The sequence below is a fragment of the Levilactobacillus sp. HBUAS70063 genome (genome assembly GCF_038374745.1).
In the GTDB taxonomy this organism is placed as follows: domain Bacteria; phylum Bacillota; class Bacilli; order Lactobacillales; family Lactobacillaceae; genus Levilactobacillus.
In genome coordinates this window covers 35,074-46,983 of sequence record NZ_JBANSM010000005.1, presented here as the reverse complement: position 1 = coordinate 46,983, position 11,910 = coordinate 35,074, and the positions used below count along the sequence as shown (strand labels likewise).

The 11,910-nt window shown below is 52.3% G+C and carries 11 protein-coding genes; 6 read left to right on the top strand and 5 right to left on the bottom strand.

All coding sequences use genetic code 11. The annotated features are described in order from the left end of the window. Window positions 1–21 precede the first annotated feature (21 nt). Window positions 22–666: a metal-dependent transcriptional regulator gene (locus tag V8I28_RS08820; protein ID WP_341779753.1), complete on the bottom strand. Its 645-nt coding sequence runs from the start codon at window positions 664–666 to the stop codon at window positions 22–24. Window positions 667–1,065: 399 nt separating this feature from the next. On the opposite strand from V8I28_RS08820, the gene V8I28_RS08815 reads away from it, so the two are divergent. The 3 genes from V8I28_RS08815 (at window position 1,066) to V8I28_RS08805 (ending at window position 3,683) form a co-directional block, all read left to right on the top strand. Continuing rightward, complete coding sequence (locus V8I28_RS08815; protein WP_341779752.1) at window positions 1,066–2,640, top strand: Nramp family divalent metal transporter; 1,575 nt, start codon at window positions 1,066–1,068, stop codon at window positions 2,638–2,640. A gap of 14 nt (window positions 2,641–2,654) precedes the next feature. After that, the gene (locus V8I28_RS08810) at window positions 2,655–3,086 is read left to right on the top strand and encodes a universal stress protein (protein ID WP_341779751.1); all 432 of its coding nucleotides are present in this window, start codon (window positions 2,655–2,657) and stop codon (window positions 3,084–3,086) included. A 165-nt stretch (window positions 3,087–3,251) separates the two neighbouring features. Beyond that, complete coding sequence (locus V8I28_RS08805; RefSeq protein WP_341779750.1) at window positions 3,252–3,683, top strand: universal stress protein; 432 nt, start codon at window positions 3,252–3,254, stop codon at window positions 3,681–3,683. Window positions 3,684–4,245: 562 nt separating this feature from the next. Here the strand turns inward: V8I28_RS08805 and V8I28_RS08800 are convergent. Both V8I28_RS08800 and V8I28_RS08795 read right to left on the bottom strand, forming a co-directional pair. Beyond that, window positions 4,246–5,232: a GMP reductase gene (locus V8I28_RS08800; RefSeq protein WP_341779749.1), complete on the bottom strand. Its 987-nt coding sequence runs from the start codon at window positions 5,230–5,232 to the stop codon at window positions 4,246–4,248. Window positions 5,233–5,257: 25 nt separating this feature from the next. Next, on the bottom strand, window positions 5,258–6,544 hold the full coding sequence (locus V8I28_RS08795; protein ID WP_341779748.1) for an adenylosuccinate synthase: 1,287 nt from the start codon (window positions 6,542–6,544) through the stop codon (window positions 5,258–5,260). A gap of 273 nt (window positions 6,545–6,817) precedes the next feature. Between V8I28_RS08795 and purB the strand changes: the two genes are divergently transcribed. Next, complete coding sequence (gene purB, locus V8I28_RS08790) at window positions 6,818–8,113, top strand: adenylosuccinate lyase (RefSeq protein ID WP_341779747.1); 1,296 nt, start codon at window positions 6,818–6,820, stop codon at window positions 8,111–8,113. A 25-nt stretch (window positions 8,114–8,138) separates the two neighbouring features. After that, complete coding sequence (locus V8I28_RS08785) at window positions 8,139–8,360, top strand: hypothetical protein (protein ID WP_341779746.1); 222 nt, start codon at window positions 8,139–8,141, stop codon at window positions 8,358–8,360. A 418-nt stretch (window positions 8,361–8,778) separates the two neighbouring features. On the opposite strand, the gene V8I28_RS08780 is transcribed toward V8I28_RS08785, so the two are convergent. Both V8I28_RS08780 and V8I28_RS08775 read right to left on the bottom strand, forming a co-directional pair. Next, window positions 8,779–9,720, bottom strand: a complete 942-nt coding sequence (locus V8I28_RS08780) for an alpha/beta hydrolase (RefSeq protein WP_341779745.1) — start codon at window positions 9,718–9,720, stop codon at window positions 8,779–8,781. 75 nt (window positions 9,721–9,795) lie between these two features. Then, window positions 9,796–10,590 carry a tyrosine-protein phosphatase gene (locus tag V8I28_RS08775; protein WP_341779744.1) on the bottom strand — a complete coding sequence of 265 codons (795 nt, stop codon included), beginning with the start codon at window positions 10,588–10,590 and terminating at the stop codon, window positions 9,796–9,798. 176 nt (window positions 10,591–10,766) lie between these two features. Between V8I28_RS08775 and V8I28_RS08770 the strand changes: the two genes are divergently transcribed. Then, window positions 10,767–11,654, top strand: coding sequence for an alpha/beta hydrolase (locus V8I28_RS08770; protein ID WP_341779743.1), 888 nt, complete (start codon window positions 10,767–10,769; stop codon window positions 11,652–11,654). Window positions 11,655–11,910 lie beyond the last annotated feature (256 nt).

The window sequence follows — 11,910 nt, the reverse complement described above, 5'->3', positions numbered from 1 at the left end:
AACGCATGCGGGCGTCCAGCCTCAATTCTTGGCGTAAATGTAATCGGCCGCCTGATCATTGATGGTCAGCTCGCGGTGTTCGGCATCTTCTAAATAGAATAGATTTAGACTCGTATCGTGCTTGGTTACTCGTAGCGGAACGCCTAGGGGTAACGCTAGGTGCTGAAGGTAATCGACTAAGGCAGCCGACTCCAGGTAGCTTTCCAAGACCACCGTGGTGGGAGCAGTGATGGTACTCAATCGCTTACATAACTGGTCGTTAAGGAGCCGACTGGGATCAATCAACCCGCCGAAGGGACTTCGCTGCGGGTCATTTAGGTAGTGCTTGAGTGCCAGCGCGGTCTCCGGCGTTAGGGTATTGGCCATGGCCCAGGCTTGCGTGGGGACCGTGGCGAGTGGCAAATGGAGTTTTTGGACCAGAAAGGTCTCACAGAGCCGATAGTGTTGGAGTAACTGACAGGCTAGGCGTTGGCCGGATTCGGTCAGGGTCACGCCAGTATAGCGCCGCCGGTTGACCAGACCCGCGTGTTGGAGCGAGCGGGTCATCTCCGTCACGGTAGCGGGGGTGACGGCGGCAAAATGAATGATTTGTTTATTGCTGACACGTGGCCGAGCAAAACTACACTCGGCGATGATCTTTAAATAAGTATTTCGATGGTGCATCATCTAATCAACTCCCCAGTAATTTGAAAATAGTTAAGGTCCCCTAAAAATTATATTTTCCAGTATGAATTTTATCCGTTCTTCAGCTTCGTTGCAAATTTTTCTGAGATTAAGCGATTGCCCCCAATGAAAGTTCAGTTTATTTTATAGACAAAACGCCTATTTATGGGCATTTTTGACAATAGATGTTAGGGTAGTCGAAAAAACTTTTAGAATGATTAGAAATTAAAATGGTTACAGATAGAAGGTTAATTTAGCGGGGATGTAACCGCTTAATCAACGTAAAAATCTGTTAATGCAACTGCATTTTAAAGTTAAGTGGGCCTAAAAAAGTATTTGCAAAGGTTAACTTTTACGGTACAATGATCCCGGTTAGAAATTTTCGAGGAGGAGGCTTTTAACATGAGCGATAATGTTAAAAAGCACAAATTGATTGAATATGCCAACGGCCGTTCACTAGAAGAAATTAACGGTACGGTGGCAGTTCCCAAGAATATTAGTTTCTGGAAGGCTTTGTTTATGTATTCTGGGCCTGGCGCGTTGGTTGCGGTGGGGTACATGGATCCCGGGAACTGGTCAACGTCAATTACCGGTGGGCAAAACTTCCAATATCTCTTAATGTCCGTTATCTTGATTTCAAGTTTGATCGCGATGTTACTTCAATACATGGCGGCTAAACTTGGCATCGTGAGTCAAATGGACTTGGCCCAAGCTATCCGGGCTCGGACCAGTAAATCCCTAGGGATTGTGTTGTGGATCATGACTGAATTCGCCATCATGGCAACGGATATTGCCGAAGTTATCGGGGCTGCGATTGCGCTGTACCTACTCTTCCACATTCCGTTAGTTATCGCCGTGTTTATTACGGTTTTTGATGTTTTGCTATTATTACTGTTAACCAAGATTGGATTTCGGAAGATCGAAGCCATCGTGGTGTGCTTAATTCTCGTGATTCTGTTCGTCTTCGCTTACCAAGTTGCCTTGTCTAAGCCAGATTGGGCGGGTGTCTTTGCCGGCTTGATTCCAAGTCCTAAGACGATCGCATCCTCACCAACCGTTGGTGGTCAAACGCCAATCAGTGGGGCTCTAGGAATTATCGGGGCGACGGTTATGCCACATAACCTGTACCTGCACTCCGCTATTTCTCAAACGCGGCAAATCAACCACAAGGATGAGGACGATGTCGCCCGGACCGTTAAGTTCGCTAGCCTCGACTCTAACATCCAATTGACCTTGGCTTTCTTCGTCAACGCCTTGCTGTTAATCATGGGGGTTGCCGTCTTCAAGAGCGGGACAGTTAAGGATCCTTCCTTCTTCGGTCTGTTCCAGGCCTTGTCCGATACCAGCACCATGAGTAATGGATTGTTGGCCGGCGTTGCTAAGACCGGGGTCTTATCCACTTTGTTCGCGGTCGCCTTACTGGCTTCAGGGCAAAACTCAACCATTACCGGGACTTTAACGGGTCAGGTAATCATGGAAGGGTTCGTCCACATGCGGATGCCACTTTGGTTACGGCGGTTAGTAACCCGTTTGATTTCCGTCATTCCTGTTCTGATCTGTGTCACGTTAACCAGCGGTAAGAGCGCGATTGATGAACACACCGCGTTAAATGATTTGATGAACAACTCGCAAGTCTTCTTGGCCTTTGCCTTACCATTCTCCATGTTGCCGTTGTTGATGATGACGGATAGCAAGCTGGAAATGGGCAATCGTTTCAAGAACTCCTGGTGGATTAAATGCCTCGGCTGGTTCTCAGTCCTTCTGTTAACTGGTTTGAACCTGTACAACATGCCAGCTTCCATCCTTGCTTTCTTCGGCAATACGCCATCGGCTAGTGATACGACGATGGCCACGATCATTGCCTGGGCCCTGAACATCGCGATTATTGCTTTGCTAGCTTGGACCATCTACGAACTTCACCGGAGTGCTAAGCAGATGGCGGCCGATGCAGCGGCCAACAACCAGGAACTTCACTAAGGAGGAGATCAGCAATGGCAACGACATTCAAACGAATTTTAGTAGGGGTCGATGATTCGGCCGATGCGCTGCTCGCGTTTAACTACGCGATTCATCAGGCCAAGCGAGACGATGCCGAGTTGGTGATTGTCTCCGTCTTGGAAAGTGACGACATGAACGTTTACCAGGCGTTGGATTCCGACTACATTCACGGCGAACATCGCGAGTTGGAACGGCACGTGGCGAAATACCAGAAGCAAGCCGAAGACGCCGGTGTCCAGCAGGTTAAGATGCTGGTCGCCGAGGGTGATCCGGGCGAGACCATCGTCAAGGATGTGATTCCGCACGTTAAGCCCGATCTCCTGATTGTGGGGTCGGAAGCCAAGAAGGGTGCGCGGCGCCACTTTGGTAGCCAAGCCGCCTACATGGCGAAGTATTCCCCAATCTCCGTCTTGGTCATTCGTTAATCAAAATGAGCTGAAATAAAAGCCGATAAGCTGGAAAATACCAGTTTATCGGCTTTTTTGTGATCGTTGACGCCGTTATCTTTCGTTTCCAAACGTCGCGATGGTGCGTGGCCGCGCGAGGTGGCTACACTGGAGGCAAGAGAATTGACAGAGGAGGGATGGCTGATGACGGTCAAATTTAAACGAATCCTGGTCGGGGTCGATGAGTCAAAGGATGCCTTACTGGCGCTGGATATGGCGATTCAACTGGCCAAGCGCGATGCGGCGGAATTGGTGATTGTTTCGGTCTTGGAGAATGAGCAGTTGAGTATTTATCAAACGTTGGACAGCGACTATCTTCACGGCGAGCATGCCGAATTGGAACAGCGTTTACGGCAATATCGCCATCAAGCGCAAGAAGCTGGGGTCAAAGATGTCCGAATGATGGTGACCACCGGCGAACCCGGCGAGAGTATCGTGAAGGATGTTATCCCGGACATCAAACCAGATTTACTGGTCATTGGGTCGTTGGCCAAGCACGGCATCAGCCGCTACTTCGGCAGTCAGGCCGCCTACATGGCCAAGTACGCGCCCATCACGGTTCTGGTGGTCCGGTAGGCGGAACTGGTCGCCTAGCTGACTAGCCTGCGGCTGCCAGAAACTCCGCCTGCTATGGGGAACGGTTCCAGCCAAAAAGCGGGCTTCCACCTCGCTTAGAAGCCTTGCCCAACCCGCAAGCCTTCCAAGTCGTCCCACTCCAGTAACCTGGCCTAAAACGCCAGCTAACTGGGTCGTCACAGCTGGCTCCGTTTCTGGCCTCCTTCGGCGTGATGGCAGTTTCCGTTGCCTCCACCAGTCCATCGGGGAGGTGATAGGCCCTAACCTAGCCGTGAGTGAAGCGAAATATGAGCTCAGCTGTAAATGGCGACTTGGAAACGCCGGTCCTTGGCAGTTTCAAGCGAGAAACGAGACCGTCTCTCTGGTCTGGTCCTTCCCGCCACGATCCAGCCCGTATTTTGCGAACGGCAGGGCGGCCGTATCGGGCTAACGTTGCCGATGGATAAAATTCAAATGAAAAGTGACCCCCTGCCAGTCGGTGGAATACCGAGAGACAGGGGGTCACTTAGTGTGTGATTTTAGAGTATTGCGAAGGTGCACGTGATGGTGTGAAACGCGACGGCTAGTAGTTGTCGCCGTTCATGATGGAGCTCTTCACGATGACGTAATCCACGGTTCGAATGTCCAGCAGGTTGCGGCCGCCGGCATAGGAAATGGAGGATTGGAGGTCTTCTTGCATCGCGTTGAGTGTATCGGCAATATCGCCGCGGAAAGGCACTAGCATCTGCTTGCCTTCCACGTTGCGGTAGGCCCCCTTTTGCTTTTCGGAAGCGGAGCCCCAGTATTGTTTGAACGTCCGGCCATCAATCGTCAGGAGGCTCCCCGGCGACTGTTGGTGCCCGGCGAGCATGGAACCAATCATGACCATGCTGGCGCCGAAGCGAACGGACTTGGCGATATCGCCGTTGTAGCGGATACCGCCATCGGCAATGATGGGCTTCCGCGCCGCCTTGGCACAGAGCCGCAGGGCCGCGAGTTGCCAGCCGCCGGTTCCGAAGCCCGTCTTCAGCTTGGTGATGCAGGCCTTACCGGGACCGATGCCGACCTTGGTGGCGTCCGCACCAGCGTTTTCCAGTTCCCGCACGGCCTCGGGAGTGCCCACGTTACCGGCGATGACGAAGCTATCCGGCAGCTTATCCTTAATCTGCTGAATCATGCGAATCACGGAATCGCTATGACCGTGGGCGATATCGATCGTGATGTATTCGGGCACCAGGTGAGCCGCGGCCAGTTCTTCGATAAAGGCGTGCTCGTCGGGTTTTACCCCGACACTGATGGAGGCAAACAAGTTCTGTTCGTGCATGCGTTCGATGAAGCCACGCCGTTCTTGGGGTTGGAAGCGGTGCATGACGTAGAAATAGTCATTTTGCGCTAACCAGACGGCTAATGGTTCGTTAATCACCGTTTCCATATTGGCCGGGACCACCGGAATCTTGAACCGGCGGGGGTCAAATTCAACGCTGGTATCCGCGTCGTGGCGGCTGTCAATGATACATTTATTCGGAATTAATTGGATATCTTCGTAATCAAATACTTCGGCAGGATGCATTGAAGTCACTCCTTAGTCGTGTAAGTTAGGCGTTCCAGACGTCTTGTAAGATATTCGTCTGTTCGCGGTCGGGGCCAACGGAAAGGGTCGCAATGTCTACACCGACCAGTTCGGCCAACCGCTTCACGTAGTTTTGGGCGTTAACCGGCAGGTCTTCTACTGAGTGGCAGTGCGTAATGTCTTCCGTCCAACCCGGTAATTCATCGTAGATGGGGTGGCAGGCGTCCAAATCAACCAGGCTAGCTGGGTAATGGTAAATGGTTTCGCCGTTGAGCTCGTAAGCCTTGCAGATCTTGACCGTCTTTAGGCCGGTCAGGACGTCTAAACAGTTCAGTGACAGGCTGGTCAGGCCGGAAACTCGCTTGGCATGGCGGAGAACCACGCTGTCGAACCAGCCGATGCGCCGTGGCCGTTTCGTCACCGTTCCATATTCATGGCCGGTTTCGCGGATGGTGTCGCCAATCTCGTCGAATAATTCGGTAGGGAAAGGACCGTCACCCACACGAGACGTGTAGGCCTTGCAGACACCCACCACGTGGTCGATCTTGGTTGGGCCAACACCGGCACCAATCGTGACGCCACCGGCAACCGGGTTAGAGGACGTCACGAATGGATAAGTCCCGTGGTCGATGTCCAACATGACCCCTTGTGCCCCTTCGAAGAGGACGTTTTTCCCGGCATCGAGGGCATCGTTGATGACCACGGAGGTGTCGGTGACGTGATGCTTGATTTGTTGCCCGAGGGCGTAGTATTTTTCAAAAATTTCATCGAAGTCTAACGGTTCTTCATCGTAGAGCTTCGTTAAAACATTATTCTTTTCAATTAAATTTTGACGTAGCTTGTCGGCAAAGATGTCGTGGTCGAGTAAGTCGGCGACCCGAATCCCAATCCGTTCGGCTTTGTCCATGTATGCGGGGCCAATTCCTTTGTTGGTGGTCCCAATCTTATTTTCCTTCGTCTTTTCCTGCGCTTGGTCCAGCAGAATGTGGTACGGCAGGATGACGTGGGCCCGATCGGAAATCCGGAGATTGTCGGTGGCCACGCCGTTCTCGTGGAGGTAAGTGAGTTCTTCGACCAGAGATTGCGGGTTCAAGACGACCCCGTTACCAATGACGCTGGTCTTGTCCGCGTAGAAGATCCCGGATGGAATCAACCGCAGTTTAAACGTTTGACCGTTGAAAACAATAGTATGACCGGCGTTGTCACCACCTTGGTAGCGGGCAATGACATCAGCCTTCTCACTTAGAAAATCCGTGATCTTTCCTTTACCTTCATCGCCCCATTGGCTACCGACTACAACTGTTGATGACATAACAACACCTCATTACTTTATTTTGCCGGGCCGAACACCCAGCAAGAATTAGTGTAACAAGTTCGGGATTAAAAATCAACTGAAAAACGAACTATTTTTATATTAATAGCTAATAAAGTTCTATTTATATCAATATAAAAGTAATTATGGGGCGCAAGTAGTGGAAAACACTGGCAAAATTGGGATAATCTGTGGTATGATGATTAACGGAGCAACAACCCCTTAAATAAAAATAATGTTCGGGTTTTAGTCCGTATTTAGAGGAGGAAACGCATGTTAGAACGTTATACGCGACCGGAAATGGGTCAGATCTGGTCCCTAAAGAATCAATATCAATCCTGGCTAACCGTTGAAATTGCCATTGACGAGGCCTGGGCCCAATTAGGAGAGGTTCCCGCGGCCGATGCCCAAAAGATTCGGGACAAGGCCACCTTTGACGTGGACCGCATCGCAGAGATTGAAGCGGTGACTCACCACGATATGGTCGCCTTTACCCGGAACGTGTCGGAATCACTCGGGGCCGAACGGAAGTGGATTCACTTTGGCGTGACCAGCACTGACGTCGTGGACACGGCGCAGGGGTACCGGTTAAAACAGGCCAACGCGGTGATCCGGCAGAGCTTGACGACCTTGATTGCGACGCTGAAGACGTTGGCGATTCGGTACAAGAAGACGGTGATGATTGGGCGGACGCATGGGGTTCAAGCCGAACCCACCACGTTTGGCCTGAAGATGGCGCGCTTCTATGAAGAGATGCAACGCAACCTCGTTCGATTTGACCGAGCGGCCGCGGAAGTCGAGACCGGTAAGATTAGCGGTGCCGTGGGGACGTTTGCCAACGTGCCGCCCGAGGTGGAAGCCTTCGTCTGTGATCAGTTGGGGATTACGCCCCAGCCGATTGCGACTCAGGTGCTCCCCCGCGACCTGCACGCGGATTATATCGCGACTTTGGCCTTGATTGGGACCAGCGTGGAGAACATCGCGACCGAGATTCGCGGTCTCCAGCGCTCGGAGATTCACGAGGTCGAGGAACATTTCAATCCCGGCCAGAAGGGCTCTTCGGCCATGCCGCACAAACGAAACCCGATTGGTTCGGAGAATGTGACGGGGCTGGCCCGCGTGTTGCGGGGAACTATGGTCACGGCTTACGAAGACGTCAGCCTGTGGCACGAACGGGATATTTCCCACTCCTCGGCGGAACGCATGATTCTGCCGGAGAGCACCACGTTACTGGATTACATGTTGCACCGGATTAACCGGATTCTGACGAACCTGGATGTCTTCCCGGAAACGATGAAGGCCAACATGGGCCGGACTTACGGCCTGATTTACAGCCAACGGCTCCTCCTAAAATTAATCGAATCCGGTCTCAGTCGCGAGGACGCCTACGACTTGGTTCAGCCGTTGACGGCGCAGGCCTGGGATCAACAGGTGCAGTTCCGACCATTAGTGGAAGCGAATGAAGAGATTACGGCGCGATTGACGCCGGTACAGATTGAAGATGCGTTTGACTATCACTACCATTTGCGACGCGTAGACTATATTTTCCATCGACTAGGCTTAGACTAGCCACTAATTATAGGGGGAATGGCGTATGAAGACGACCTATTCACTGACTGATGCACAACAGAATTTCTTAGCATTGATGCAAGCGGCTAACGCGGGCAAACCAGTTAAAATTGAAGGCGATCATCAGGGAGCCGTTCTCCTCAGCGAGGACCGCTGGGCGGCGATCCAAAAGCAACTCCTTGCCACCAAAGAAACGGTGGAACAACACCACCGCGCGGACCTGTACCGGGCGTGGGGGCATTTGTAATTAATCGGTACGGTGAGTGGCTAATTCGCCAATGTAATCGGCAAGTTAATGCATTGGAGACAGTCGGTTACGGGTGATTTTGGCTGTCAGCGCAGCCGCAGGCAAAACTTACGAAAACGCAAAAAAGCCGCACGGTCTCGGGGAGAGACTGTGCGGCTTTTTTCATGAGGAGTGAGGTCACTTAGGGGGAGTGACGCTCAGTTTAGAGGAGTTGGTTAGGCTTGAGGGAACCTAACCGGGGATTGATTCTCTTAGGGGGAGAGAATCTAAAAGGGATTGGATATAGAATTGAGTAGTAACAGTTATTGGCTAATTACTATGGTTATTACTATACAGGACGTTTGTGAATAGAATCGGGGGAAAGCTGTGACGACTTTTTGACCATTTATTAAAGGAAGTCTTAACGTGTGAAGATTTTCTAGCGTTTATCGTCAAAGTAGGTCTGGAGAAACTCCTCCACGTGGGCCTGGTAGCGGGCCGGATTAATCCAGAAACTCTCGGCGTGCGAGGCATTCTTGACGATCCAAAGCTGCTTGGCCGCGTGGGTGGCGGCGTAATTCTCGTAGGCCATCCCGACCGGCACGTACACGTCCTTTTCCCCGTGAATAAAGAGAATGGGGCGCGTGTTCTTCTTCAGTTGGTCGGTTGAGGTGACGTCCCCCAGGTAATAGCCGAGTCGGCGCTTAGAAATGGTGCTGACGAGTGGTTCGATGGGGTACTTGGGCAAATGAAATTGGCGTTTCAGAAGGTAGGTCAATTCGGCCTCGATACTGGAATAGCCACAGTCGGCGATGATGGCCTTGACCTGTGGCGGCAGGGTCTCACCCGACAACATTTCCATCGTGGCCCCGCCCATGCTGACGCCGAAGAGGAGAATCTTCACGTCGGCATTGGCGCGGTCGATGACCTGGCCGATCCACTGCAGGTAGTCCAGTCGGTCCAACCAGCCGAAACTGATGTACTTGCCGGCACTCTCGCCGTGGCCGCGGTCATCGGGCAACAGCACGTTGAAGCCCAGCCGATGGTACATCTGAGCGAAGTTCGCCATGGTTTCACCGTTACCCTTGTAGCCATGAGAAATAATCACGGTCTTGGTGCTCGGCGTCTCGGCGGGGATGTATTCCGCCACCATCCGGTTCTTCGGGTCGTGCTCGTGGAGGTACCACTTTTCCTTAGGAATGGCTTGATACCAGTCCACATAGGCGTAGTAAGCATCGGCGTATTTCTGCTTATCCGCAGAGGTTTCCGGGACGTAATTGACCCGCTTAAAAGCGAAATTAAAAAGGTGTTCGCTCGCCACTAATGAAGTGGCCGCAATCCCGGCTAGCGGGAGGGCCCACGTCAAGGTTTTCTTCTTCAATCAATCAGGTCCTTTCGTGAGGTTGGTGAAAAACCAGACTAACCATGAGGCGGCTAGTCTGGCGGGAAATTTACATTAGTCTAAATAGAGGCGTTTCAAATCGGTGATGTCGCGGTTGGAGAGGCCGAGGACGTCGCGTAAATAGTCCTGAGCCCCGCCGTACTGGGTGTTCACAATCTTCGTGGCCGCGTCAAAGTAGTCGGCGTTTACGGTATACAGGGCACGCATGTTGGTGACGAAGATGTCGCCGAGGCCACGTTGCTTGGCGTCCGCACTCTGCTGGGCAATCCGGGGGGCAATGACCTTGTTGGTGAGCAGATAATCTTCGCGAATAATCTGCGGGTCAACGCCGAGGGCACTCAACGCGAAGTAGGCGCCCATCCCGGTGCGGTCCTTTCCGGCCGTGCAGTGAAACAAAACGGACTGGTTCGGCTGATCGTTGGCCAACAGCGTTTCAAAGAAATCGTGGTAGGCTACCTGGGCGGACCGCAACGTCATCATCTGCCGGTAAACATCCAACATGTGGCGGTAACCGGATTGGTCGTCCTTCGAGAAGCGTTGGGCCAACTGAATCTCAGAGGCCGAGGCGTCCGTCTCGTCATCGGCCGGAAAGACGGGCAGAAAGTGATATTTGACGCCGGCCGGCACCTTGTCGGGGGACTGAGCCTGTTCGTCCTTAGACCGGAAGTCCACGTCCGCCACGACACCGTAGTCACTGAGATGCTGCTGATCAGCGGGGGTGAGGTTGGCTAGTCCGGCAGTCCGAATCAGTTTATGCCATTTAACAGTGTGCCCATCAACTGTGGGGTAACCCCCTAGTTCTCTAAAGTTGAGGCCTCCAGTCACGGCTAAAATTCGGTTGTTTGTCATTAATTTTTCCACCCTTTCATGTCAGTTACTACGCGTTCTATTCTAACGGTTTTTGCGAAAATTACCTAGTAATTGATTCTGAGGGGGGCGTTTTTTCGCCAAACGCTGTATACTGGCATAAGAGTCCAGGCATGAGACTAGAGAATGGTGAAGGTTAAAAAGATAGGGTGATAGTCGTGAGTTTGCGTGGGAAATGGTTACTCTTCAAGACCCAGCATAGTCAGCTCAAGCAGCAGATGCAGCAAGCATTTTTACAGCCCAGTCGGCAGAATCAAGCCGTGATTCCTCAGAAGTTTCCGGAGGCCGTGGTGACCAAGGAGCGCGAGGTGTTCGGCGGGCGGATTCTGACTGCGGGTTCCGGCGCACCATTGCCCCAACACGTGATTTTGCTGCACGGGGGGGCCTACACGATGCAGGGGACGATTGGCCATCGGAAATTAATGGTGGCGCTCGTCCAGCAGGCCAATCTGCGGGTTTCCTATGTGGATTATCCACTGGCCCCCGAAGCCACGGTGGACCAGACCGTTTCGTTCGCGCTGAATGCGTACGATTATTTGCGGGCCCAGTATCCGGACGACCAGTTCTTCTTGATGGGGGATTCGGCCGGTGGTGGCCTGGCGTTGACGGTTCTTCAGCAGTTACAGGAGCATCAAAAGCCTCTCCCCGCGGGCACGGTGCTCATCTCGCCGTGGACCGATCTGAGCATGATGAATCCGGACCTGCACGTGGCGGCCAAGCGCGATCCGTTTCTAACCTTGGCGACGTTGAAAAAGATTGGCTACCAATACGCCGGCGACCGGCCCGTGACCGATCCCATCGTGAGTCCCATCTACGGGAATTTCGATGATCTCGGCCCGGTCATGTTGTACTACGGCACCAACGAATTGTTGTGGGCGGATGATCAGCGGTTGCTGCAGAAATTAGAGGCGGCGGACGGCACGCCGTTTACGGCTCACGTGATGAAGTCCATGCTTCATGATTATATCTTGTGGCCGGAATTGCCGGAATCCAAGAAAACATTTAAAGAGATTAAGCAGTTTATTCTAACGGGCGAGTTAGCGTAGGTGCTGCGTGGAAAGTTAGTGGCGTGAAGCTGGTGACTTTCCTTTTTTGATGTCCAAATTCAACGGCTGTTTAGCCAGATAACTAATTGACGATTTTATTTTCAATACAGTGGCCGTGCCGCGGTATAATGAATTGTAATTATTGGGTGTGTCTGGTTTACAGGCAACGAGGATTTTTCGAGTTGGAGGGGATTGGATGAAGGTACGACTCATTGTCGCTAGTCTGATGCTAGGGCTGGTTGGATTCGGTGGTATT

Excerpts from the sequence above, each read along its gene's own strand:
- V8I28_RS08810 (WP_341779751.1), top strand. The coding sequence starts at position 2,655 with ATGGCAACGACATTCAAACGAATTTTAGTAGGGGTCGATGATTCGGCC.
- V8I28_RS08785 (WP_341779746.1), top strand. The coding sequence starts at position 8,139 with ATGAAGACGACCTATTCACTGACTGATGCACAACAGAATTTCTTAGCA.
- V8I28_RS08795 (WP_341779748.1), bottom strand. The coding sequence starts at position 6,544 with ATGTCATCAACAGTTGTAGTCGGTAGCCAATGGGGCGATGAAGGTAAA.
- V8I28_RS08820 (WP_341779753.1), bottom strand. The coding sequence starts at position 666 with ATGATGCACCATCGAAATACTTATTTAAAGATCATCGCCGAGTGTAGT.
- V8I28_RS08800 (WP_341779749.1), bottom strand. The coding sequence starts at position 5,232 with ATGCATCCTGCCGAAGTATTTGATTACGAAGATATCCAATTAATTCCG.
- purB (WP_341779747.1), top strand. The coding sequence starts at position 6,818 with ATGTTAGAACGTTATACGCGACCGGAAATGGGTCAGATCTGGTCCCTA.
- V8I28_RS08775 (WP_341779744.1), bottom strand. The coding sequence starts at position 10,590 with ATGACAAACAACCGAATTTTAGCCGTGACTGGAGGCCTCAACTTTAGA.
- V8I28_RS08805 (WP_341779750.1), top strand. The coding sequence starts at position 3,252 with ATGACGGTCAAATTTAAACGAATCCTGGTCGGGGTCGATGAGTCAAAG.
- V8I28_RS08815 (WP_341779752.1), top strand. The coding sequence starts at position 1,066 with ATGAGCGATAATGTTAAAAAGCACAAATTGATTGAATATGCCAACGGC.